This is a genomic window from Plectonema cf. radiosum LEGE 06105, assembly GCF_015207665.1.
GTDB classification, from domain to species: Bacteria; Cyanobacteriota; Cyanobacteriia; order Cyanobacteriales; family Nostocaceae; genus Rivularia; species Rivularia radiosa_A.
The window spans coordinates 1-25,073 of record NZ_JADEWL010000044.1 but is presented as its reverse complement, the minus strand read 5'-3'; the positions used below and the strand labels follow the sequence as shown (position 1 = coordinate 25,073).

18 protein-coding genes and 1 pseudogene are annotated in these 25,073 nt (G+C 36.8%); 6 read left to right on the top strand and 13 right to left on the bottom strand.

What is annotated here, in order from left to right; translation table 11 throughout:
• Positions 1-18: 18 nt before the first annotated feature.
• Complete coding sequence (locus IQ247_RS14710; protein WP_193921161.1) at positions 19-3,216, bottom strand: PAS domain S-box protein; 3,198 nt, start codon at positions 3,214-3,216, stop codon at positions 19-21.
• Positions 3,217-3,691: 475 nt separating this feature from the next.
• Here IQ247_RS14710 and IQ247_RS14705 point away from each other — a divergent pair, with 475 nt between their 5' ends.
• The 3 genes from IQ247_RS14705 (at position 3,692) to psb35 (ending at position 5,284) form a co-directional block, all read left to right on the top strand.
• Positions 3,692-3,895: a hypothetical protein gene (locus tag IQ247_RS14705; protein WP_193921159.1), complete on the top strand. Its 204-nt coding sequence runs from the start codon at positions 3,692-3,694 to the stop codon at positions 3,893-3,895.
• Between the two features lie 509 nt (positions 3,896-4,404).
• Positions 4,405-4,587 (top strand): CsbD family protein, encoded by a 183-nt coding sequence (locus IQ247_RS14700; RefSeq protein WP_193921157.1) that lies wholly within the window; start codon positions 4,405-4,407, stop codon positions 4,585-4,587.
• A gap of 541 nt (positions 4,588-5,128) precedes the next feature.
• A complete protein-coding gene (gene psb35, locus IQ247_RS14695) occupies positions 5,129-5,284 on the top strand; it encodes a photosystem II assembly protein Psb35 (RefSeq protein ID WP_375341230.1) in 156 nt (51 codons plus the stop codon).
• Positions 5,285-5,533: 249 nt separating this feature from the next.
• Here the strand turns inward: psb35 and IQ247_RS14690 are convergent, their stop codons facing one another.
• From IQ247_RS14690 to IQ247_RS14635, 12 genes and pseudogenes are all read right to left on the bottom strand, one after another.
• Positions 5,534-6,106 (bottom strand): hypothetical protein, encoded by a 573-nt coding sequence (locus tag IQ247_RS14690; RefSeq protein ID WP_193921155.1) that lies wholly within the window; start codon positions 6,104-6,106, stop codon positions 5,534-5,536.
• Between the two features lie 169 nt (positions 6,107-6,275).
• Positions 6,276-6,638 carry a hypothetical protein gene (locus IQ247_RS14685; RefSeq protein ID WP_193921153.1) on the bottom strand — a complete coding sequence of 121 codons (363 nt, stop codon included), beginning with the start codon at positions 6,636-6,638 and terminating at the stop codon, positions 6,276-6,278.
• Between the two features lie 207 nt (positions 6,639-6,845).
• Positions 6,846-7,703, bottom strand: coding sequence for an SDR family oxidoreductase (locus IQ247_RS14680; RefSeq protein ID WP_193921151.1), 858 nt, complete (start codon positions 7,701-7,703; stop codon positions 6,846-6,848).
• Positions 7,704-7,847: 144 nt separating this feature from the next.
• Positions 7,848-7,964 (bottom strand): annotated as a pseudogene (locus IQ247_RS33610) (zinc ribbon domain-containing protein); the annotation flags it as partial.
• A 68-nt stretch (positions 7,965-8,032) separates the two neighbouring features.
• Positions 8,033-8,374: a hypothetical protein gene (locus tag IQ247_RS14670; RefSeq protein WP_193921149.1), complete on the bottom strand. Its 342-nt coding sequence runs from the start codon at positions 8,372-8,374 to the stop codon at positions 8,033-8,035.
• A gap of 186 nt (positions 8,375-8,560) precedes the next feature.
• Entirely contained in the window at positions 8,561-8,830 is a 270-nt protein-coding gene (locus IQ247_RS14665) for a GlsB/YeaQ/YmgE family stress response membrane protein (RefSeq protein WP_193921147.1), read from the bottom strand.
• Positions 8,831-9,239: 409 nt separating this feature from the next.
• Positions 9,240-10,574 carry a hypothetical protein gene (locus tag IQ247_RS14660; protein ID WP_193921145.1) on the bottom strand — a complete coding sequence of 445 codons (1,335 nt, stop codon included), beginning with the start codon at positions 10,572-10,574 and terminating at the stop codon, positions 9,240-9,242.
• A gap of 166 nt (positions 10,575-10,740) precedes the next feature.
• Complete coding sequence (locus IQ247_RS14655; RefSeq protein WP_228059749.1) at positions 10,741-11,850, bottom strand: sensor histidine kinase; 1,110 nt, start codon at positions 11,848-11,850, stop codon at positions 10,741-10,743.
• Between the two features lie 154 nt (positions 11,851-12,004).
• On the bottom strand, positions 12,005-13,252 hold the full coding sequence (locus IQ247_RS14650; RefSeq protein ID WP_193921143.1) for an ATP-binding response regulator: 1,248 nt from the start codon (positions 13,250-13,252) through the stop codon (positions 12,005-12,007).
• A gap of 316 nt (positions 13,253-13,568) precedes the next feature.
• The gene (locus IQ247_RS14645; protein WP_322745506.1) at positions 13,569-14,120 is read right to left on the bottom strand and encodes a response regulator; all 552 of its coding nucleotides are present in this window, start codon (positions 14,118-14,120) and stop codon (positions 13,569-13,571) included.
• Between the two features lie 61 nt (positions 14,121-14,181).
• On the bottom strand, positions 14,182-15,978 hold the full coding sequence (locus IQ247_RS14640; protein ID WP_193921142.1) for a sensor histidine kinase: 1,797 nt from the start codon (positions 15,976-15,978) through the stop codon (positions 14,182-14,184).
• A 3-nt stretch (positions 15,979-15,981) separates the two neighbouring features.
• Complete coding sequence (locus IQ247_RS14635; RefSeq protein WP_193921141.1) at positions 15,982-18,318, bottom strand: PAS domain-containing sensor histidine kinase; 2,337 nt, start codon at positions 18,316-18,318, stop codon at positions 15,982-15,984.
• 483 nt (positions 18,319-18,801) lie between these two features.
• On the opposite strand from IQ247_RS14635, the gene IQ247_RS14630 reads away from it, so the two are divergent.
• From IQ247_RS14630 to carB, 3 genes are all read left to right on the top strand, one after another.
• Complete coding sequence (locus IQ247_RS14630; RefSeq protein ID WP_193921140.1) at positions 18,802-19,521, top strand: response regulator; 720 nt, start codon at positions 18,802-18,804, stop codon at positions 19,519-19,521.
• Positions 19,522-19,793: 272 nt separating this feature from the next.
• On the top strand, positions 19,794-21,611 hold the full coding sequence (locus IQ247_RS14625; protein ID WP_193921139.1) for an aspartate kinase: 1,818 nt from the start codon (positions 19,794-19,796) through the stop codon (positions 21,609-21,611).
• 174 nt (positions 21,612-21,785) lie between these two features.
• Positions 21,786-25,043: a carbamoyl-phosphate synthase large subunit gene (carB, locus tag IQ247_RS14620; protein ID WP_193921138.1), complete on the top strand. Its 3,258-nt coding sequence runs from the start codon at positions 21,786-21,788 to the stop codon at positions 25,041-25,043.
• Positions 25,044-25,073: the final 30 nt, after the last annotated feature.

The following is a 25,073-nucleotide window of genomic DNA, read 5'->3' as shown; positions in this document are numbered from 1 at the left end:
CATTGTATATTATATTTTTTACATTCTTTTTTTCAGCCAGGTAAACCGGAAAGTTGTTCCTTTACCAACTTCCGATTCTAAGCTGATAGTTCCTCCGAGTTCGTTAACTATTCTCTTGACTATAGCCAAACCAATACCAGTATTTTCTTGCTTATCTCGTGCTTCCAAAGTTTGAAATATGACAAATATTTTCTGATGATATTGTTCTGCAATGCCAGTACCGTTATCTGAAACTGCAAATTCGTAAAAAATATCTTGTTCTTTGACTTCAATGGTAACTTTACCATCCGTGCGATGGTGATGTTTGACAGCATTACTAATTAAGTTACTAAAAACCTGTTGTAAAGGAATTTTTTCTGTCACCAAGGTGGGCATTTGTCCGACAATCTCAATGGTAAACTCTTGGGGAGGAGCAATTGAGTCAATTATTTCTGTTAAAAGTTGACCAACATTAACTGTTTCCGGTTCAGTTTTGATTCTTCCGATACGGGAATATTTTAAAAGTCCGTTAATTAAAGCTTCCATACGATGAACTCTTCCCCGTAACAAGTTCATTTGCTTTTGCGTATCCTCAGTTAATACTTCTTGTAAATCTTCCTCAATCCACTCTGATAAATTTGCGATCGCTCTGAGGGGTGCTTTCAAATCGTGGGATGTGACATAAGCAAATTGGTCTAATTCTTTATTGCGTTTTTCTAACTCTCTGGTAGTTTGCAACAATATCAAATTAATTTGAGCTAATTCATCAGCTCTCGATTGTAAAACAGCTTCCGTTTGCTTGCGTTCGGTAACATCATTAAGGGTACCATAAACGCCAATTTGTTCATCATCGGAATTAGTTTCTAATTGTGCGTACATTTCTAACCAACGGAAATCACCATTTTTAGTCAGAATGCGAAATTCATATTGAAAATTTTCTTCATTTCCTGAAATTACTGATGCAAATAATTCTCTACCCTTAATTTGTTCTTCTTCCCCATACATCAAATTTGCAAAGTATTTGCATAAACTCTCTTTGATACTATAACCAGTAATATCAATCCAAGCTGCACTTAAGAATGTCCAACAACCCGTTTTATCTATTTGAAAAACGACTTCTTTAACACTGTTAACTACATTACGATACAACCGTTCACTTTCTGCTAAAGCTGTTTCCATACGTTTACGTTGGGTAACATTATCAAAAGCCACACCAACTAAATTACCTGGTAAAGGAAAAGCTGTTACTTTAAAAAATGAACTATTAATCCGCTCGTCACCGTAGGTAAATTCTCCTAAATCTTTCACTTGCTTGGTTTTAACTACTTGAGCATAAGTCTGTAACTGTATGAGATGTTCTTCATTTAACATATTAGGAAAACATTCCTCTATTGGCTTACCAAGATAATTTTGGATATTTAAACCTAACATTCGCGATGCCGCAGGATTAGTAGTTACCAACCGAAAACTGGTAATATCGTTTAAATCATCCATTTGCCAAATACACAAACCAATTTGGATGCTTTTGACAATATCCTCATAAATTTTGACTTCTGCTCTTGCCGATTGCTCGCTTTCAATTAACTCGTCTTTACGTCGATTTGATTCTTCTAACTGCGCTGTTCGTTGTCTAACTCGTGCTTCCAACTCTTGATTTAAACGAATAATTTCCGCTTCCGCTGCTTTGCGATCGCTAATATCTTGGTGGGAACCAATCATCCTAACTGCAACTCCAATTTGATTCCACAAAGCCATACCGCGAGCTAAAATCCATTTGTAGCTACCATCTTTACAGCGTAAACGAAACTCAACCTGATACTGAGGAATTTGATGATTTAAGTAAGCATTCCAAGTTGCTTGGGTTAACTCAACATCTTCTGGATGAATCAAATTTTCCCATCCTTCGTAGCTGTTTTCCACTTCCCCATCTTCATACCCCAACATTTCTTTGTATCGAGTTGAGAAAAAAGCTTCGTTAGTAGCAATATTCCAGTCAAATATGCCATCTCCAGTACCTTGCAAAGCAAGCTGCCAACGTTCTTCGCTTTTTTGCAGCGCTTGAATCATCACTTTTTTATCCGTAATATCACGGCCTTCGGGAATCAATAATTCTACTTCTCCCTGTTCGTTAAATACAGGTTTGAGAGAAAAATCAATTGCCGTCACTTTATCCCCAGCACCTAATAAATCTACTTCATAGCGAACAAACTCACCATTTGCAGCTTTTTCGATGGCTTGTTGTAATGAGTGCTGCGTTTCCGGAGAAATCGTCCACCAATAATTTTCCCAAAATGGTCGATTCACTACGTCTTCTTTACTTATTCCCCCGAAATCCAAAGCAGTTTGATTGACTTCGACTAAAGTACCATCCGGTTTCAGTAAGCCGATAAACTGAAACATCGAATTAAAAATTGCTCGGAAACGACGTTCACTTTCTTGTAATTGCGCTTCCGCTTGTTTGCGTTGGGTAATACTAACGCTGGTACCGATAATCCGATAAATTTGATTTGCTTCGTCATACAATGGTTTTAAGCTCGTTAACCACCAAGAATCTTCTTCTGAGCCATTAAATTTTAAACATTCTTCATAAGTAATACTTTCCCCAGTTGACAAGCAGCGATTGTAACGTTCTCGAACCGTTGTTGCAGAGTTATTGGGTAGAACTTGTTCGGGAGTTTTTCCTTGAACTTCCTTGGAACTCATCCCCATTACCCTTTCAGTCACTGGATTAATACTTGTATAGAGAAATTCGCCTTGTTGTGTAGTATCAACTACAAAAATTGCCTCTGTTACCCCTTCGTAAATACTACGTAAAAATTGCTCGTTCTGCTTTCTAGCTTGAATTTCCGCTTGCAATTTCTCAGGTGTTGGTAAAGCTAAAATTTGCGGAATTAAATGAGTTAAAGCAATTGCCGTTATCAATGAGACGATGGCAGTAATTGCTCTAATATAACCCGAAATCCAATAATCTGGATGCCATAACGTCCAGATATCCATCAAATGTCCGCTACCGCAAAAAATAATAAAACTAGCAAATAGCCAGAAAATCCCGTTAAAGGGGATATCCGCTCGTTTGCGAAGAATATATATAAGGGTTACAGGAATAGAAAAATAAGATAAAGCAGTAACAGCGTCGCTCACCAAATGTAGTCCCACTAATCCAGGTTTCCAAAGATAGCAGGTACCATGAGGCATAAAGGAAGCAATTGCTAAAAGATTCGCTGTAATTGGGAGCATTTTTTACCAAAAAATTACCAGATAGTATTTATATTTTTAACTATTTTTAACTATTTTTTAGTTTGTGCCAAAGTTATGTAACACAATTGACTGGGGAACGTCGGTGTACAAAAACGGTCAAAAACACAGCTAAAGCTGTTATCTTTTGCCTGTTCCCTACCCTCAAAGTTTTTTTCAGCAAACCCTATTCAATAACTCAATACCAAGCAATTACTTAGCTTCATATGACAAATCGTAAAGCCTTGTAACAAAACATCAAGAAAAATATCAAAAAAACATATATCCGTCTTAAGGAGGATGCAGGATTTATCTTTTAATAGAGTATGAGTGCTACTGTAGAACGATGAAAAATCAGGCAATTTTTAATTATATATAAAGTAGGTTTTTCTATGATTCATGTTTAAGTTAATTAGATGTAGAAGAAGACCAAAATTTGATTATGGATTAAATTATTAAAACTGCAAGAATGTGAACTATGGTTAATTCTAGAAATATCGATCAAATTCGGGAAGATAAAGAGATCAAAGCCATATTAGGCTATCCAGTTAAACGAACTGTTCGCGACAAACAAGGTAATATTATCCTTAATGTGGGAGATATCATCAGTTTTAGGGCATTAGAGCAAGTTAATCAAGCCGACGTTTTCGATTCTTTGTTTCGTTCGGTTTATCGCAAGTAATTACAAGCAATTAATTATTTAAATTTATTTCTATTTATTTATTTCTATTTATTTTTATATATATCAAACAAGACTCCAGTACAAAAGTTCAATCAAGATTGAATGATTATTATAGCAATCCGAGTTGAAATACAGCATTTTGCAGATAAATGAGGTACGGCTTTATATTATAAAGCAATGCGTGAGATGGAGAGAACAAGCCAAGGGGTGAACGGAGCATCCCTACCCGTCAGAATGTGCCTCATAAAGATCAAATATGCTGTATGAAGAGATAGGGAGATTTTGTCTAGATTCTATTCAAATTACCGCAATTAGAAATTTCCGAATCATTATATAAGCTCCTAAATTTATCGGAATTATCTATATAGATAGATAGAGATAAATCATTGAAAAACGTTTCTCATGGTAGAGCAAGAACCAAAACTAAACAATTAATATAGTAGGTAAGAAAGAAAGAAACAAACAAACAACCAATTTTTGGTTAATCATAAAAATTTAAGGGGTCAATTATGAGTACAGAAGATAAAGCAAAAGCAACTGCTAAAAATATCGAAGGTAAAGCTCAAGAAGCAATGGGTAATATGACCGGAGATACCGAAGATCAAGCTGAAGGAAAAGCTAAACAAACTGAAGCAGAAGCGCGTCACACAGTCGAGAATGCAAAAGACAAAGTTAAAAAAGCAATTGACTAATTTTTAGTCATCAATAAGCTTAATTTCAGAGATTTATAGTCACTCTGAAATAAGTTAATTAGTGTTACTAATGTGGGAAAATGGAGTTTTTTGAAAATACAGAAGTTAGAGGATGTTTTGAAAGTCTAATTTAATACTTCACCTGGCGACTATAAGTTGCACGCCACTTGCTACAACGGGGGGAACCCCCGCAAGGCAGTGGCTTGGCTACACAAACCGGCACCGGCAGTAAGGCGGGTTCTAAACTAATTAGTCCACCTTACGGTGGACTTTGTTTTTGTAGTAGCGGTTTAAACCGCCGGATACTTTTAAAACATCCTCTTACAATAATTTTTAACTTCTGAATTATTCTATTTAATTTTGAGTTGTTGATTGACAAGTGACAACAAAAAATGTGAGAATTTTGATTAATTTCTGATTGAAATATATCCGAATTATTGACTAATTAGTTGTTCAAATTTAGGCTTTCACAATGAACATTTCTTTTAACTACCTTTTAGCAGAGCTAATCGATAATTCCTACGGTCGTTCTGATTACTATATGTCCCTAACCGGAATAGTTGTTCTCGGTTTTGTTGCAGCTACTACCATAGGTTCCATTGCTTGGTACAATTCCAAACGTCCGGTGGGTTGGGAAGATAAAGAACGTCCCGATATTGTTCCCAAGGTTGAAAAATCAGAAAATCCTGGTTTGTAATATTTTTGTAATATTTTTTTATATAAAATAAACCCCGACCTGTATTTAAAATATATTATCTAAAATATATATTTAAAATATATAAGTCGGGGTTTGTTTTTGTGATTATCGATTTTTAAAAACCTTAATAAAACCCAACTTCTAAATCCAAGGTTGTGAAATACAGAAGTCGGGTTTTTTAGTATAAATATCTGTCACAAACTGACAACCTCATAAAAACCCGACTTCTAAATTCACTTTGTATTAATACTAGAAGTTGTACCCTACACCCAAAAGTAATCCAACATCAGTATTATCATCAGAAAAACCAATGTTAACACCTCCGGTTGCTGTAATTCTCTGAGAAACGGGAACGTCAACTCCTCCAGTAAGTAGGAAGCCAACATCTGCATCGCTATTAGTATTAATTGAAACTCCCGCACCGAGATAAGGTGCAACACTAAGTCTTTGAATTCCGGTATTTGCAACGTCATCAACGGGAAAATCAATTGTTAGGGGAATTAGGAATACGGGATCATCATTAATTAAAGCAGATGGACGTATAGAAAAGTTTCTGCTCAAACCGATTTTACTAATTACTGAAAAAGCACCATCACCTAATGCACTATTATCATCAAAGCTGACAAATCCACCTACTCCAAGATAGCTAGGACCAGAACGAGTAGTTCTACCAGGTATAAATTGCGCGACTTTTTCAGGTGATTTTTCAACGTATACGTTATTATTTTGAGTTTGTGCTTGAGCTTTTACTCCACTAACGGTTAAGATAGCTGCACTAAGACTAGCAACGTAACAAGCAAGTTTGAATTGTCGAAAGTTCATTGTTTGTTTCTCCAAATTAAGTTGCAAACTGCTTTAAATCAAATTTAAATTAACATTAAATAATTATTGCATGAATAAAGCAGCGGTATTTTAAGTAAAAAATCAATCGCTAAAGCTGTAAACAAAAGGTTTTTTTGTGAAAAAACTCCTTGATAATAATTAATCAAGTCTAGTTCAATATCATACTATAAATTGAATCATCAAACAGTGTAAAATCATCAAATTTTGACGAATTCACCTGATAAGCTCTCGGTGTATAATATATTTCCCAATCGACCATATTTAAAAATTCTAAAATAGCTTGAATCTGCTTAATCTGTGATTCAGTGCTATTAATTACCAATAGGTATTCTCCTTGTTGAAGAGAATTTGTATAAAAATCAATTCTATTTTGGGGAATTTCTAAATCTTCTAAAACGTAATCAAAGCACTGATTTTTATTGGGTAAAATCCGATAAATTTGCTGTACCGGAAAGCCGTCACGCTTCAAGTGCAACGTCAATTTATCGATATTGTTTTGATTGGAAAGCACAGCAATTGTGTGCTTGATATCATTAAAAAAAATACTAATTGTCTTCTCCTTTTATTTGTAATATTATGATTTGAAAAACTACCGATCAAATATAGGAATCCTGTTAGACTTCTATGTTATTAAAGATGAGCAATAATGATTAATTACCCTAGGAGTTAGTTCCTATTCACCCACAGGGTAATTCTTGATTTGATTGCTAATTACCAATTATCCATTAATCACTGCACCACCGTTGGGATGCAGAATTTGACCCGTAAAGTAAGAGGAATCGTCTGATGCCAGAAAAACATAACTGGGAGCAACTTCTTCGGGTTGTCCAGGACGCTTCATCGGTACTTGTTTCCCGAAGCTATCTACTTTTTCTTCGGGGAAAGTTGCGGGGATTAAAGGAGTCCAAATCGGACCTGGTGCAACTCCATTAACACGAATACCTTTGTCTATTAATTGTTGCGATAAAGAACGTGTAAAGGCGACAATTGCACCTTTAGTAGCAGAATAATCAAGTAATGAAGAACTACCTCTATATGCAGTAATGGAAGTAGTATTGATAATAGCATCACCCTCTTTAAGATGAGGCAATGCTGCTTTTGTGATAAAGAACATCCCAAAAATATTAGTACGGAAGGTACGTTCTAATTGTTCTGCTGTAATATCTTCAATACTTTTTTGAGGATGTTGTTCCGCTGCATTATTAACTAAAATTTCTAAATGACCGAGCTTGTTAACAGTTTCTTCAACTGCTTGTTTACAAAATTGTTCGTCACCAATATCACCTGAGATCAGAATACAGCGACGACCTTCTGCTTCTATCATTTGCTTGGTTTCTTCCGCATCGGAATGCTCATCTAGATAAACGATCGCAACATCTGCACCTTCTTTAGCGTAGAAAATAGCCGCAGCACGACCGATTCCACTATCACCACCAGTAATCAAAGCTACTTTACCAGTTAATTTATCACTGCCTTTATACTGAGAGTCATCTGCCTGGGGTTTAGGTGTCATTTCGGACTCTATACCAGGTTGACGATTTTGAGTTTGTGCTGGTGGTGTTTGAGATTGAGTCATTTTAAATACCTAGTAGCTGTTTACAATTACTCCACAATTAAAAGCAACCTGAGATAAAATCTGAGTAATTTGACATACTCCCCAGCCTAAAGGCGTGGGGATTCTAGGCTCCTTCCAGCAATTGCAGGCGTAGCCCGACTTATATCACCTAAGCTTTCGGGATGATGCCCCAACCATTTGAATGTTACGTGGAGGGTTTTCGTCTCTTCCATTAACCGATTGGCATGATGGACAACGCCATTCTCTCACTGACAAATCTAGTTTTTTTAGAACGTGTCCACAACCAGAACAAGTCTTGCTGTTGGGATACCACTAATTAAAACTAAACTTTAATTCCATTTTCGATTACCGTCTTCATCCATTCTTGCTTGACGAATTACATCAGAAATTTCTTCAGCATCTTTAACGTGATGTAATGCTTCTTCCTCACCAGTTTCTTTGTCTTCAACTACAAAATAAGTGGGAACAGTAATGTGATCTCCAGTAATATCGGGTGCATCTACAGCAACTTGCTGCGCTTTCTCATCTAAGGACTTACTTTCGTCAACTCTGTCTCCAGGATTTAACACATGGGAATTATCTGCATTTTTTAATTCTTGCTTTTGTCGATCTTTTTCTTGAAGATCAACTTGCTCAGGTGTTAAAGGTTGTTTTTTATCTTGATTAGTCATATTACAATTCCAAGTTACAATTTACTTCCCTGATATTACGGGAATTTATTCAAAAAAATAGATTCTCTTGGCAAGGGGATTAATAATTAAGAAACGATTAATTATTTTCTCAGCTATATCTGTATAGCGTCCCCATCCCTTTAAACGACTTTCCAGCAGTCCAAGAGAATCTTTACGGAGTATTTATTACGCAGCACTTCTAGTAACTAAACCCCAGATGAAAATAGCAATCATTGCACCGATAATAGCAACTATAAATCCACCAATGCTAAAACTAGTAGCGGTTAGGGCTAATGTCCCCGTATTTAAAAATGTGAATAAGCTTCCACCAACAAATGCACCAACGATACCTAAAATCATTGTTGCTAGTATTCCACCACCTTGATGACCAGGGTAAATAGCTTTCGCAATAGCACCAGCAATCAGACCTAAAATAACCCATGCAATAATATTCATAACTTAATTCTCCTCAACAAGAGTTATATTTGTTTTGTTATCCCTAATTTATCAATTCCCAATATTTTGCAAATCTATAGTGAGAAGTAATATTGATATTCGAGAGGAATAGAAATTTCACCTTGGTTGAGCAGCTATTAAATCACAAGGTAGGCACTTAAATATAATTACTTTCTAACTAATTTCAAAAGTAAGGGAGTAGGGATTGGGAGCAGGGGGAAGAATATTTTTTTGGTGTACTAATTGACTACTGGCTCCCCAATAGGAAATTTTCGCAAAAAACTAGCAAGAGTATTTGATATTCCTAGCGAGCAAGATGCTCGCACTACAATAATTATAAATTATAAATACTTCCCTGTTCCCTGCTCCCTATTCCCTAGCTTAATATTTTATGGTTCTTTTCTATTCTTCATCCACCGAATCCTCCTTTAGACTTAGTTTTACCCTTCTTATTACTCTTCCCTTTGACTTCCGATAATGCTTCTTGGAAAAGGTTATGTAGATGTAAGGGAACGCTGGCAATTTCTGGTAATACGGGGTTTAAACTTTTGTGAAATTCAGTTAACAAACTCACCAAATCTTGTTTAATATCAAATTTCGGTCTATTTAATACTTGTTGCAATAATTTCTCTAATTTTTCGGGGTATTGTGATGATAAACGCTGCCAAACACAAGCTTTAATATCGGGAGATTCCAGATATTCCCGTACTAATTTGTTTGGCTCAATTTGCTCGTCGGTATTGTCACCTATCAACAAATTCTTAAATTGAGTATAGTTTGTCAAAAAGATTTGTCCCCAACGCGGGAAGCTCAATACGGTAACTTGTTCGGCTTTTTTCAGATGTGGAGGTAATTCTACTTTCGGCATTACCATTTTGACACTTTTTTTGCTATCTAACACCTGAGAAACGGCTTTCCCTTCAACACCCATTTCTTCTACTATTTCAGACATTTCCTCATCAGAAATATCCGCTTGTTGCACTATTTCCTTGAGAGATTTGGAACTATCAATCCCTGCTGCTGCTAATTTACTTTGAGTAACTTGTTCTTGGAGTTCGCTGAGCTTTTGTTCTAATTGATATCCCGGTAAAGTAATTTCATCACTGTTGAAAAAGTCAATAAACCCTTGGTGATATTTTTCTACAGATAACCATGCTTCTTCAAGTAATTCCGGTGCATCACCGTATAGAGAGTTTTGGTAATTCTTCTTAAAATTGCCAATTGCTACGGCTAATTTTGGTTTACCCAAACGTCCCATTACAGTAACTGGAGAAGAAAACATCCAGTATTGCTCATTTACAGGTGCAATTCGTGCTAATAATATTTCTGCTGCTTTTGCACGTTTTAACTGTTGTTGTTCTTGCTCGCTAATTTTTACGATATATTCTTTTTCTGTTAACCAATTTCTCAATGCAAAACCATCATCAAAAATCTGTTTAACTACAAACAAACCTGCAAAACTGCGCTGAAAATTATCAACAAGATTTTGCTGTTGGGAAGATAAATTGGGATGAGATTCCAAAAATAAATCGATTGGCTGCTTATCTCCTACTTTACCTTCAGTAAGAAACATATTCAGCACCATTTCATTTTGAACCGCACCTTGATATTGAGAATCGGAAAAATTAGCTAACTGTTCCGCACTAAAAGCTTCTAGAGATACTGCTAAATCGTCCTCAGCATCTAACACAAAATCTAATAATTCTGAATGTAACTCTTTAGCCGTTGTTAAAATTGCATCCACAGATATCAGCCTCCATCGCGCTTTGTAATTTCTACTTTAATACCATGCTCCGCAAAGTTATGGAAAATCTAATTATCATACTCACCGTAAAAAATCTCTATGGGGAGATGGGAAGAAATAAATAAAAACTGTCAACTGTCAACTGTCAACTGTCAACTGTCAACTGTCAACTAACTTCTAACGGCAAATTAATGATAAATAAACTTCCATTACCTGGTTCGGATTCTACATTAATCGAGCCTTGGTGTGCTTCAATAATACAACGCGATAGATATAGTCCTAAACCACTACCGGAATTTTTGTTTTTACCGGGTCGAAATCTCTCGAATAAGATTGCTTGTTGTTCTGATGAAATTCCGCTTCCTGTATCTTTAATTTTGATTTCTGCTGTTTCGGAATTCATCTGTAAACTTACTTCGATAAATCCCTGATTTGTAAATTTAATTGCATTTCCAATTATATTAGTCAAAACTCTTTTAATTTCGATCCGGTCTGCAATAATGGTGAATTCATTATCTGCTAAATTTTCATCGCATAAATTTACCTTCAATGTTAATTCTTTTTCTTCTGCCAAAGGAGTTAATTCTTGAACTACATCATGAATTAAATCGGTAATATTAATTTTATCGAAATTAATTTGTTTACAATCAGCTTCATAACGATAAACTTCCAGCAAACTATTTACCATGTGTAGCAAGTCATCATTACTAGTAATCATGGTGCTAAATATCTGTTCAACTGCTGGAGGTACTTCAAAAAATTTACCTTCACGCAATAATTTTAAAACGCGATTAGAAGCTGCTAATGGTGTTCTGAGGTCGTGGGTAAAGCGGGAAACAAAATCTTGACGCAAACTCGCCATATGGTCGCGTTCATCTATACTATGTTTAAGACGTAAAAGGCTACGTACTCGCGCTTGAAGTTCATCAGCATCCACTGGTTTGTGAATAAAATCATCCGCACCTGCATCCAATCCTTCCACTGCGCTGGTGCTATCATGAGCGGTAATTAAGAGGATGGGAATAAATGGCAAATTTTGATTTTGGCGGATACGACGGGTAAATTCATAACCATCCATTTCCGGCATCATTACATCTAAAAGAATCAAATCTGGTGGAGATTCTTCGACCATAGCTAAGGCTATTTTACTATCTTCTTGAATTTCAATTTCATATCCTTCATCTTCTAAAATAGTTTGAATGACTAGTAAGTTATCAAAAATATCATCAACTACTAAGATACGGTCTTTTTTTTGTAATTTGTTATAAGACATCATGTTTTTATTTATAAATTATCTGTAAAATAAATTCCCGACTAGGGATTAAAAGAGATTGCGCTGATTTCACGGATTAACTACCCATTACCAATTATCAATTACCCATTACCAATTACCAATTATCAATTACCCATTACCTATTACCAATTACCAATTACCCATTCCCAATTAACGATTCCACTTGAATACAACGTGGTAGTTCAACTCGAAACGTCGAACCTTTATCTAATTCGCTATCAACTAAAATATGACCATTCATCATTTTGATTAAAGATTGAGTGATTGCTAAACCCAATCCTGTACCACCATATTTACGCGAAATTGATTGATTAATTTGCCGGAACGGTTCAAAAATATGCTTCATATCATTTGCAGAAATTCCAATACCAGTATCTTTTATAAAAATAGCAACATGAGTATCTGATATTTCTTTTACTTCGATGGAAACCATTCCTTCATCGGTAAATTTAATTGCATTAGAAATCAAGTTTACTAAAATTTGGCGAACACGGGTTTTATCATTAATTATCTTGGTATTTTGCAAATTTATTTTAACATCTAATTCTAAATTCTTTTGTGCTTTTAAAGAGCGTAATTCATCGACAGTGTTAGCAATTAACAAAGATAAATCTAATTCTTCAGGATTTAATTGTAATCCTACTGCTTCAATTTTGGATAAATCAAGAATATCGTTGATTAAAGCAAGTAAATTTTTCCCATTATTGTGAATTCTTTGTATCATCTCTAACTGAGAAGTAGAAAAGTTATCTTTGTTTTTGCGCTGCAACATTTGCGAAAATGCCATAATCGCATTCAACGGAGTTCTCAATTCATGAGACATTGTTGCTAAAAATTTAGATTTTGTTTCCGAAGCTTCTAATAACTTGAGATTTTGTAAATGAATTTGTTCTTTCTTTTCCTCTAATTCTTTATTTTTTTTCTTCAATTGTTCATTACTTTCTCTTAATCGCTGATTATAAGACTCTATCTCTAATTTACTTTGACAAATCTGTAATTCAACTTGATAAAGACGAATTACATTTCTTAAAGTCGCACTTAGTAAATCGGGAGTAATTCTCGACTTGGTAATATAATCGGAAGCACCTGCTTTCATTAATTGAACCGCAGTTTGTTCGTCTCCTTGTCCGGTTAAAACTATTAACGGTACTTTAGAACCTGAAGTCCGTATTTCTTGGACTAAGGCTAACCCATCTTTCCCTGGTAAAAGGTAATCTACAAAGATACAGTCAAACTCATTTTCTGCTAATATTTCAAAGGCTCCTGAATAATCGCTTGCTTCAAACAGGTTCATTTTTATTCCTGCTGCTTTTAAAGCACGACTCACAGCCATACGGTCTACTTCATCATCATCAATAATTAAAATTTTGAGGTTTTCTTCCATAGACTTGAAAAAAGCAACAAGCTTAAAAGGACAAGTTTTTTTTACTGTATCTATATATTTTATTAGTCGAGTTCTTACTATAGTTATGGACTTTTAGCTTCATCGCTTCATCTCTTGTATAATAAATTTCCGACTATCTACTACTTGTTATATATTTACAAATTTAACTTATATATGATAATCTACTGATTAAGTAAGTAAAAAATAAATATAATATTTTTTAATTTTCTCTAATAAAATTTTTTATTTGTTTAAGATGATTAAGTTAAAACATCAATTTAAAATAGTTAAATTAAAATAATTGAATTGAATTGAATTAATTCGGCATTTCTGACGAAGACCAATATTTATTAAGAGTTTTGATTAGATCAACGAATTCCGAAAAAGTTACTGGTTTTAAAAGATAGCCAGCGACATTCAAATCAAATGCTTCTATCATGTCTCTATCTTGATTTGATGTTGTCAGCATTACAACTGGGGTTAATTTTAAATTTTTATCAGCACGTAATGTCTGTAAAAATTCTAAGCCACTCATTTTAGGCATATTAATATCTAATAAAATTAAACGACGTTCGTGAGGAATCTCTAAAAGCTCTTCACTACCTCCACGTAACATTATTAGTGCTTCTATACCGTTTCTAGCTATGTAAAGTGGATTCTTAACATTAGCCTTTCTGAAGGCTCGTTCCACGTTCATAATATCTACTTCGTCATCTTCCACAAGTAAGACATTTACAATCCTGTCATTTTCCTGCATTGTAGTTTTTGATAAATCCTTTAAATGCTTATTTAAAAATAATATAGAGCATTCTAAAAGTCGTGCCTTTATGAATTGTAAGCTGATAGTTGAACGGCGGTGTTTGACCAATAGTGAGGATTTGCTCTCAAATCATCTATACCTATCGGATGATGTACAAATGTTCTATCGACTATTTCAACCAAGTGAAACGAAAAGTTGCTCCTTTACCCAACTCAGAATCCAAGATGATTTTACAGCCTTCTGACTCAATAATTTTTTTGACAATAGATAAACCAACGCCGGTATTTTCCTTTTTATCGCGAGATTCAAGGGTTTGAAAAATACCGAAAATCCGATCTTGATGTTGGATGTCAATACCACAACCGTCATCAGCAACGGCAAATTTATAAAAATCGCCATTGTCTTCTACAGAAATACTGATATTACCATTATTGCGGGGATGATGTTTGATAGCATTACTAATCAAATTGGCAAATACCTGACTCAGAAGTAATTTTTTGGTTATAAATACCGGCATTTCCCCAGAAATTTGGATGTTGAATGTGGCTGGGGGATTAAGAGAATCGATAATTTCGGCTAAAAGTTCGTTAACATCAACTTTTTCGCGAGCAATTTCAATTCTTCCTACCCGCGAATATTCGAGTAAACCATCAATCAAAGCTTCCATACGGTAAACTCGTTTTCTTAAAAGTTCTAGCTGCTGCTGATTTTCCGGTGCTAAATCATCTTTGATATCCTCTTCTAACCATTGAGAAAGATTTCTAATTCCCCTCAACGGTGCTTTTAAATCGTGAGAAGCGATGTAAGCAAAGTTATCTAATTCTTGATTGCGTTCAGTTAAAGCTTGATTAGTATTTGCTAATAATAAACTCAATCGAGATAATTCTTGAACGTTGGCTTCTAATTTTTCTCGAATTTGCATTTGTTCAGTAATATCCCGAACAATTACCATTTTACCTTGACCATTTTCTAAGTTGCTAATAGATATTTCTACAGGAAAATTTGCTCCTACTTGACGATTCCCCTCCATATACATTGGTAAACTTTGGTGAGTTGCAGAAATAGTATTAGTAAATTGGTCTTTTTCAGTTTGATTAATTTCTGGAATTAATAAATTAATTTTTTCCCCGATTACTTCTTCTGATGGATAACCAAACATGGTTACTGCTGCTTGATTAAAACTATCAATCTTATCTTGTTTATCTAAAGTAATAATTCCATCTACAACATTCTCCATGATTCCTTTAAGCAAGCTTTTCTTTCCTTGGAGTTGTAATTGTTGTCCTGCGATTTGCCAATCCAGCTTGCTGAATAAATAAATTGTTCCTATATAGCTCGCTATACTAATTGCCAGGGTAATCCATAAAACTAGATTATTTTTATCGCTAATATCATCTAATTCTTGACGATAGATATCTAATTGACGTAATTCTTCTTCCTGAAAAGCATTAATTTCCCTGCGAATATTATCCATGACATCTTTGCCTTGATAAAGCAAAATATCTGCTGATGGGGGGATATTATTTTGCTTTTTTCGGTCAACTTCTGCTATTCTTTGCTCTAGAATAGTGATGTTTTGCTGCGCTAAATTTTCAATAATTTTAAATCTGTTTATTTGAGCTTGATTGGACAAGTTTTGTTCTAAATGATTAAGGATTTCCGGTAATTTTTGAATCGCTTGATTATATGGTTCTAAAAAATTTTTATTTTGAGAGATTGCATATCCACGACTACCCGTTTCGGCATCTAATAATATTCCCAGTAGTCTGTTACTATCTAAAATGATTGTTTTTGTATGGTCAATTCGCTGATAAATTGCCAGAGAATTTTCTTTTGACCAAACTGAAGCAAATAAAGTAAATATTAAACAAGAAAAGGGTAAAGCAATAATAATTGCACCACGATAGCGTATGGGTAAAGAGTGCCAAATAGTAGTTATTTTTCTCAAAAAATTGAGTTGGGGCATTATTTATGATGACTTATGCCAGTTAAAACGGAAAGTTGAACCTTTTCCCACATCAGATTCTACAGTAATTGTAGCTCCTTGACTTTCCAAAATTTTTTTGACAATCGATAAACCGACTCCCGTACCTTCCTTTTGATCGCGAGCTTGCAAAGTCTGGAAAATTACAAATATTTTATCGTGATATTGCGGAGAAATGCCCGGCCCATCATCTGATACTGCAAATTCATAAAATTCACCCTTATCTTCTACAGATATTTTAATATGACCTTCGCCACCATGATGATGAGTAATTGCATTATCAATTAAATTTCTTAATACTCGTCTCAACATCATACCCTTAGTATTCAAAATCGGCATAGGATGTTTTACTTCAATTGTAAAATTTTCTGGTGGTGCAATATCCTCAATTATTTCTTCTAAAAGCTGACCAACATTGACTATTTCTTTAGCAGTATCAATACGTCCGACACGAGAATATTGTAGCAAACCATTAATCAAAGCTTCCATCCGGTATACTCGTTGACGCAATAACTCTAAGTAACGACGATTTTCTGCTTCGAGTACTGTCGATAAATCATCCTCCAACCATTGTGAAAGATTCGCGATCGCTCTTAAAGGTGCTTTTAAATCGTGGGATGCAATATAAGCAAATTGGTCTAATTCCGAGTTACGTTTTCTTAATTTTGTTGTAGTATCGGTTAATAATATATTTAATTCCTCTAGCTCTTGCGCTCGCAGTTGTAATTGAGTTTCCACCTGTTTGCGCCCACTAATATCTTGAATCACACTGAGAAAATATTTGGGTGAACCATTTGGTTGACAGACGAAGGAAACCGTTATTTCTACCCAAATTACAGAACCATCTTTACAAATGTAGCGCTTCTCCATCGAGAAATTTTCAGTTCTACCTGCAAGCAAATCGCGGACTTTTTTTAAATCGCTTCGTAAATCATCTGGATGAGTAATTTGGTGAAATCTGAATTGTAAAAGCTCCTCGCGGCTATAACCCAAAATATCGCACAATTTCTGATTAACTCGGATAAATTTACCGCTTAAATCTGCATGAGCAATACCCACTGCTGCTTGTTCAAAAGTTGAACGAAAACGTTTTTCACTTTCTTGTAATGCTTCTTCCCATTGTTTCCGCTGAGTAATATCAGTAACAGTACCTACATAACCGATAACAACTTCATCCGCATTCATTTCCGCAACCGATTGAGTGAATACCCAAACTAGAGATTTATCGGGACGCTGAAAGCGAAACTCGCATTCAAGGGGTATTTTATCCTGTATAGTACGTTTTACTTCTGCTTCGACTCGTGCTATGTCTTCTGGATGAATTATTTGTCGCCATTCTTGGTTAATTACTTCCTCAAAACTATACCCAGTAATTTCACACCACCGTTGATTTACGTAAAGTAAATTTACTGAAGTATCGCAACGAAAAATACCAACCGGGGAAATTTGAGCTAAAGTACTGTAACGACGTTCGCTTTCCTGTAAAGCCTGCTGCTGTTTTTTACGCTCACTAATGTCAATGACAGTCCCAGCCATCCGCAAAGCTTTACCATCGTCATCATAATAGTAACGACCATAAGATTCAACCCAGCGGACGCTACCATCGGGTAAAACTATGCGATACTCACAAGCATAATCTTTATGCTCTCGTAAAGCAGTTTTCCAAGCAGACTCAGCTAACGCTAAATCATCCGGATGAACGCGAGAAACCCAATCTTCATAAGTATGTTCTCCATTACCCGGTTCATAACCAAAAATCACATCATGGTAAGGAGTCCATAAATTTTTATTAGTAAATGAATCCCAATGCCAAGAACCCATCTTAGCAGCATCTAACGCTAAGGTTAGTCTTTCAAAGTATTTTTGAATTTCTAAATTTACTTTTTGACTTACTTGTTGCTGTTTTAATTCAGTTTCTATATTCTTATATTCGTCAATATTCTGACAAACTACTACCCATTCAATTATTTCTCCAGATTCATCAAAACAAGGCTGACCAGTAGCTGCATACCAATGAGCTTGATTATCTTGATGTATAATTATGAACTCATATTTCCATAATTGCTGTCTGTTTATCGCCGAAAACCAAGATTGAGAAACTCCATTGCGTTGTTGAGAATCAACAGCTTGGAGAAAATTTAAACCCAAAGATTGATTTTCATCTAATCCAGTTAATTGGTACCATTGTTGATTGAAATAAGTAGCTTGTCCATCCCGATTCGCACACCAAATAATTTGCGCCATAGACTGCACAATTCGCTCAAACGGAGCATCAATTTGAGGAGTATTATTACTGGAAGCAGTATAGCGACTTGGATTCATAATTTAGGGCATGGAGCATTAGAAATTGGTAATGGGTAATGGGTAATTGGTAATGGGTAATTGGTAATGGGTAATTGGTAATGGGTAATGGGTAATTGGTAATGGGTAATTGGTAATTGGTAATTGGTAATTGGTAATGGGTAATGGGTAATTGGTAATTGGTAATGGGTAATGGGTAATTAATACTTTTAACCTTCGACCTTCGACCTTCGACCTTTAACCTTTGACCTTTAACCTTTAACCTATATATACTTGTTTAACCCTTGTTTTTCCTAGCTTCTGTAGTTTAGTTATTTTATCTACGAGTATCTATCGTCAGGATGAACTGTAGAAATTTTGTTTATAACTATTTGTAAACAAAATACTTATGGTAATGCGACAATGGTTGTAAATCTATCTAATAGAATAAACATAAAGTTTATTGCACAATAGCTCTGCTATCTTAAATAGGGTTTTAAATAATTTGGCTAGAGGTTGCTTGATATGAATGAAATTAGGGTAGTTATAATTGAAGACCATAACTTAACCAGAATCGGTTTACGAGCGGCTTTGGAAACTCGCGAAACAATCAAGATTATTGGTGAAGCTTCCAATGGAAATGATGGTTTAAACCTTCTCAAGAGTTTAAAACCAGATGTTGCTACCATTGATCTTGGTTTACCCGATATCGATGGTATTGAATTAACGCGAAGATTTCGACAATATCAAGCAGAAATTCAAAACGAAGATACAAAGCTGTTAGTTCTAACCATGCAAAACAGCGATGAAGCAGTATTAGCAGCTTTTGGTGCTGGTGCGGACTCTTACTGTATGAAAGATATTGAAAGCGATAAATTAGTAGAAGCAGTAGAAGCCACAGCTTCAAGCAGTTCTTGGATTGATCCAACTATTGCAGATATTGTACTCCGACAAGTGCGTGAAGAAGTATCCCAAGGAAAAACATCTGCGGATGCAAAAACCGTGGCAATTCAAGCAGTAGACCCAGAAGTTGAAAAAGTTATAGAAACTTATCCTCTCACAAAACGAGAATTAGAAGTATTAGAATTAATAGTTTCTGGATGCGACAATGCAGAAATTGCCAAAAGACTTTACTTGACAATCGGTACTGTAAAAACCCATGTACGAGGAATTCTCAGCAAACTTTGCGTTGACGATCGCACTCAAGCAGCAGTTCGCGCTTTACGTTCAGGTATTGTCCAGTAATTTAAGATGGGGTTCGGGAGATGGGGGGACAAGGAGATGGGGGGACAAGGAGATGGGCAAAATAAATAATAACTGTCAACTGTCAACTGTCCACTGTCAACTGTCCACTGTCAACTATTTCCAAAATAGTAAAAACGTCCTTTACTAATGGGGTATGGAGTCTGATAAGTTAGTTAAATATATACTTGGCAATATCTTGCGGTAGCTTTACCCAATTGCGCTGGTATTTAAACAGTAACTTACTTGTCCATCCACTTCCCCATACAATTATTATGGCGCTGATAGTTCAAAAATATGGTGGTTCTTCTGTTGGTTCAGTTGAACGCATTCAAGCGGTAGCAAAGCGCGTCTGTGAAACGGTTAAAGCTGGAAATTCCCTGGTAGTGGTGGTTTCTGCAATGGGGAAAACTACTGATGGACTTGTGAAATTAGCCTCTGAAATTTCTCCCCACCCTTCAAAACGAGAAATGGATATGTTGCTTTCCACTGGGGAACAAGTATCTATTGCTTTGGTTAGTATGGCATTGCAGCAAATCGGACAACCAGCTATTTCTCTGACGGGGGCGCAAGTCGGAATTGTTACTGAAGCTGAACATACCCGCGCTCGCATTTTACATATTGCTACACAACGCATCGAGAAATGTCTGGAAGAAGGTAGAGTTGTTGTCATTGCTGGTTTTCAAGGAATTAGTAGCACTGAAGAATTAGAAATCACAACTTTAGGACGCGGTGGTTCGGATACTTCAGCAGTGGCGATCGCCGCTGCATTGAATGCAGATAAATGTGAAATTTATACAGATGTACCGGGGATATTAACTACAGACCCCCGTTTGGTTCCAGAAGCACAATTGATGGAACAAATTACCAGTGATGAAATGCTGGAATTAGCTTCTTTAGGAGCAAAAGTTCTGCATCCCCGTGCTGTAGAAATAGCTCGTAATTACGGCGTGCGTTTGGTGGTACGCTCCAGTTGGACGGATCACCCCGGTACTATAGTTGACTCTCCCCAACCAAAACCGCGATCGCTAATTAATTTAGAAATAGCACGACCTGTTGACGATGTTCAATTTGATACTAATCAAGCCAAAATATCCTTGTTGCGAGTACCCGATAAACCAGGAATTGCAGCGCAGTTATTTGGTGAAATAGCCCGTCAAAAAGTTGACGTAGATTTAATTATTCAATCAATTCATGAAGGTAATACAAACGACATTGCTTTTACCGTAATGAAACGTATTTTGAAAAAAGCCGAAGCAGTTGCTTCAGCCATTGCACCTGCACTTCGCAGTTCTAATCATGGAGAATTAGAAGAAGCCGAAGTCATGGTACAGGAGCAGATTGCCAAAGTAAGTATAGCCGGTGCGGGAATGATTGGTCGTCCGGGTGTTGCAGCAGAAATGTTTGCTACCTTAGCGCGTAAGGGAGTTAACATCAAAATGATTTCCACGAGCGAAGTAAAAGTTAGTTGTGTAATTGACAGTGCAGATTGTGACAAAGCTGTAACTGCACTGCGAGAAACATTTAATATAGAAGAATCTATTCCCTCATCGCCCTATCCCCCATTCTCCCCCTCCTCTTCTCAGCCTCCAGTAAGGGGAGTAGCTCTTGACATGAAACAAGCGCGTTTGGGGATTCGTCGAGTTCCAGATTTACCAGGGATGGCAGGGAAAATTTTCGGAACTTTAGCTGATAATAAAATCAGCGTTGATATGATAATTCAATCCCAGCGCTGTCATGTAATCAAAGGAATTCCGACGCGGGATATTGCCTTTACAGTAGCGCGAGTAGAAGCAAAACAAGCTCAAGAATTATTGCAAAAAGCAGCAATCGAATGCGGTTGGGGTGAAGTAGTCCTTGACATGGAAATCGCCAAAGTCAGCGTCGTTGGTGCGGGAATGGTAGGACAACCAGGAGTTGCAGCCAAAATGTTTACAGCTTTATCCCAGGAGCAAATCAACATTCAAATGATTACCACCTCAGAAATTAAAATCAGTTGTGTAGTAGCAGAAGATCAAGGAGTCAAAGCCTTGCAAGCTATTCATACAGCATTTGAACTTGGTGGCAAAGAAAAATTTGTCATGCCGACATAGGTTAATGTGGGGTTAGAAGTCGGGTTTCTTAAAGAAACCCGACTTCTGTGTTTGCGAATCTGCTCAAAAAAATTCGTCATGAAACCAATAAACCTTGATAATAAACTGCATAAGTGCTATCAAAGACCCTTAAAATAATCAGGATTCATATTCTCGTATTTAAAGGCAACAACTATGCCCCGTCGCGAAGACTTGCAAAAAATTTTATTATTAGGTTCTGGTCCCATTATCATTGGGCAAGCTTGTGAGTTTGATTATTCCGGAACCCAAGCTTGTAAATCGTTACAGGAAGAAGGCTACGAAGTTGTGCTGGTAAATTCTAATCCAGCGACAATTATGACTGATCCAGAAACGGCCGATAAGACTTATATTGAGCCGCTAACCCCGGAAATGGTAGAAAAAGTTATTGCAAAGGAACGTCCTGATGCTTTGTTACCAACAATGGGAGGACAAACTGCTCTCAACATAGCTGTAACTTTGGCGAAAAATGGCGTTTTAGATCAGTATGGTGTGGAATTGATTGGGGCTAAGTTACCAGCCATTGAAAAAGCCGAAGACAGACAACTATTTAGCGATGCAATGACGCGAATTGGTGTCGCAATCTGTCCGAGCGGTACGGCTTCAACTTTGGAGGATGCTAAAATTGTAGCTAAAGATATTGGCAGCTATCCGTTGATTATTCGTCCAGCTTTTACTATGGGTGGTACGGGTGGTGGTATTGCCTACAATCAAGAAGAATTTGAAGAAATGGCTCAAGGGGGTATTGAGGCTTCTCCTGTATCACAAATTCTCATCGACCAATCTTTGTTGGGTTGGAAGGAATATGAATTAGAAGTAATGCGGGATTTGGCGGATAATGTGGTGATTATCTGCTCGATTGAAAATATTGACCCAATGGGTATTCATACGGGAGATTCGATTACGGTAGCTCCCGCACAAACACTCACTGATAAAGAATATCAACGCTTGCGGGATATGGCAATTAAAATTATCCGCGAGATTGGTGTGGAAACTGGCGGTTCTAATATTCAGTTTGCCGTCAATCCTCTTACCGGGGAAGTGGTTGTAATTGAAATGAATCCCCGTGTTTCTCGTAGTTCGGCTTTAGCTAGTAAAGCTACGGGTTTTCCCATCGCTAAAATTGCCGCTAAATTGGCTGTAGGTTATACCTTAGACGAAATCAAAAACGACATTACCAAAGAAACTCCCGCATCTTTTGAACCAACCATTGATTATGTCGTCACCAAGATTCCCCGCTTCGCTTTTGAAAAATTTCCCGGTTCTTCCTCTGTATTAACAACTCAAATGAAGTCGGTAGGGGAAGCAATGGCTATTGGCCGGACTTTTAACGAATCCTTCCAAAAGGCTTTGCGTTCCCTGGAAACCGGAAGAGCCGGTTGGGGTTGCGATCGCGATGAAAAATTGCCTTCTGGGGAGCAAATCCGCGCTCAATTGCGAACACCCAATCCAGAGCGGATTTTCGCGGTGCGCCATGCGATGCAGTTGAAAATTAGCATGGAGGAAATCTATGAACTTACGGGAATTGATCCCTGGTTCTTAAATAAAATGCAGCAATTACTGGAGGTGGAAAAATTTATCAAGCGAACTCCTTTGGAACAATTGACAAAAGAGCAATTGTATGAAGTGAAGCAGTATGGTTTTAGCGACAAACAAATTGCTTATGCAACCAAAACCACCGAAGATGCAGTTCGAGAAAAACGCAAACAATTAGGAGTTATCCCAGTCTATAAAACTGTCGATACCTGTGCGGCGGAGTTCGTTGCATTTACTCCTTACCATTACTCGACTTACGAAGAAGAAAACGAAATCATTCCCAGCGATAAACCCAAAGTCATGATTTTGGGTGGAGGTCCCAACCGTATCGGACAAGGAATAGAATTTGACTATTGCTGTTGTCACGCTGCTTATGCTCTCAAGGATGCGGGTTATGAGACAATTATGGTTAACTCAAATCCAGAGACAGTTTCTACCGATTACGACACTAGCGATCGCCTTTATTTTGAACCGTTAACCTTAGAAGATGTTCTCAACATTATTGAGGCAGAGAATCCCGTGGGGATAATCGTGCAATTTGGAGGACAAACACCTTTAAAGTTAGCTTTACCCTTGCAGAAATATTTAGATACTCCAGAATCTCCAACAACCAAAATCTGGGGAACTTCTCCTGCTTCCATTGACGCTGCTGAAGATAGAGAAAAATTTGAAAAAATTCTTCAGGAATTGGATATTACTCAACCCCAGAACGGTATTGCTAGAACCTACGAAGATGCTTTGATTGTTGCGAAGCGTATTGGTTATCCGGTAGTAGTACGTCCGAGCTATGTCTTAGGTGGAAGAGCGATGGAAATCGTTTACTCGGATGCAGAACTAGAGCGTTATATGACTTTTGCGGTGCTGGTAGAACCAGAACATCCGATTTTAATCGATAAGTTTTTGGAAAATGCGACGGAAGTAGATGTGGATGCGATTGCTGATAGCACGGGTAAAGTGGTAATTGGTGGCATCATGGAACACATCGAACAAGCGGGAATTCACTCAGGAGACTCAGCTTGTGCGCTACCGACAATTTCTCTACCCCAAGGGATTCTCAACCAAATTCGTACTTCTACAATCAAGTTGGCACAAGCTTTAAAAGTTGTAGGATTAATGAATGTCCAATTTGCGATTGTAGGCGTTCAAACTTATTCTCCTCAAGTTTACATTTTAGAAGCAAATCCCCGCGCTTCTCGTACCATACCCTTTGTTTCCAAAGCAACAGGTGTACCCCTCGCCAAATTAGCATCTTTGATTATGTCGGGTAAAACTTTAGAGGAACTAGGATTTACCAAAGAAGTTATACCATCCCACATTGCCGTTAAAGAAGCAGTATTACCATTTAATAAATTCCCCGGTACCGATACCATTTTAGGACCAGAAATGCGTTCTACAGGGGAAGTAATGGGTATAGATAGCGACTTTGGTAGAGCCTATGCTAAGGCAGAAATGGGTGCAGGAGAACATTTACCATTAAGTGGTACAGTATTTATATCGATGAACGACCGTGATAAAGCTGCTGCGGTGCCGGTAATTAAAGAATTTATCGAATTAGGATTTTCGGTAATGGCAACTAGCGGTACCCGAAGAGTACTTCAAGAAAATGGATTAGATGTAGACTTAGTACTCAAACTTCATGAAGGTCGTCCCCATGTTCTTGATGCTATCAAAAATCGTCAAATTCAGTTGATTATCAACACTCCTTCGGGGCAAGAAGCTCAAAGCGATGGTAGATTAATTCGACGCACTGCATTATCTTACAAAATTCCCATACTAACCACAATTGCCGGTGCAAAAGCAACCCTGGCTGCTATTCGTTCCTTACAAAATACTAATCTGGATGTGAAGCTGATTCAAGATTATTGTTTGATTGACTAACAATTAAGATGGGGGGATGGGGAGATGGGG

What these genes read in the sequence shown, in the direction of transcription:
- carB (WP_193921138.1), top strand. Translation starts at nt 21,786, where the DNA reads ATGCCCCGTCGCGAAGACTTGCAAAAAATTTTATTATTAGGTTCTGGT.
- IQ247_RS14680 (WP_193921151.1), bottom strand. Translation starts at nt 7,703, where the DNA reads ATGACTCAATCTCAAACACCACCAGCACAAACTCAAAATCGTCAACCT.
- IQ247_RS14655 (WP_228059749.1), bottom strand. Translation starts at nt 11,850, where the DNA reads ATGATGTCTTATAACAAATTACAAAAAAAAGACCGTATCTTAGTAGTT.
- IQ247_RS14630 (WP_193921140.1), top strand. Translation starts at nt 18,802, where the DNA reads ATGAATGAAATTAGGGTAGTTATAATTGAAGACCATAACTTAACCAGA.
- IQ247_RS14670 (WP_193921149.1), bottom strand. Translation starts at nt 8,374, where the DNA reads ATGACTAATCAAGATAAAAAACAACCTTTAACACCTGAGCAAGTTGAT.
- IQ247_RS14705 (WP_193921159.1), top strand. Translation starts at nt 3,692, where the DNA reads ATGGTTAATTCTAGAAATATCGATCAAATTCGGGAAGATAAAGAGATC.
- IQ247_RS14640 (WP_193921142.1), bottom strand. Translation starts at nt 15,978, where the DNA reads ATGCCCCAACTCAATTTTTTGAGAAAAATAACTACTATTTGGCACTCT.
- IQ247_RS14710 (WP_193921161.1), bottom strand. Translation starts at nt 3,216, where the DNA reads ATGCTCCCAATTACAGCGAATCTTTTAGCAATTGCTTCCTTTATGCCT.
- psb35 (WP_375341230.1), top strand. Translation starts at nt 5,129, where the DNA reads ATGTCCCTAACCGGAATAGTTGTTCTCGGTTTTGTTGCAGCTACTACC.
- IQ247_RS14650 (WP_193921143.1), bottom strand. Translation starts at nt 13,252, where the DNA reads ATGGAAGAAAACCTCAAAATTTTAATTATTGATGATGATGAAGTAGAC.
- IQ247_RS14625 (WP_193921139.1), top strand. Translation starts at nt 19,794, where the DNA reads ATGGCGCTGATAGTTCAAAAATATGGTGGTTCTTCTGTTGGTTCAGTT.
- IQ247_RS14690 (WP_193921155.1), bottom strand. Translation starts at nt 6,106, where the DNA reads ATGAACTTTCGACAATTCAAACTTGCTTGTTACGTTGCTAGTCTTAGT.
- IQ247_RS14665 (WP_193921147.1), bottom strand. Translation starts at nt 8,830, where the DNA reads ATGAATATTATTGCATGGGTTATTTTAGGTCTGATTGCTGGTGCTATT.
- IQ247_RS14700 (WP_193921157.1), top strand. Translation starts at nt 4,405, where the DNA reads ATGAGTACAGAAGATAAAGCAAAAGCAACTGCTAAAAATATCGAAGGT.
- IQ247_RS14635 (WP_193921141.1), bottom strand. Translation starts at nt 18,318, where the DNA reads ATGAATCCAAGTCGCTATACTGCTTCCAGTAATAATACTCCTCAAATT.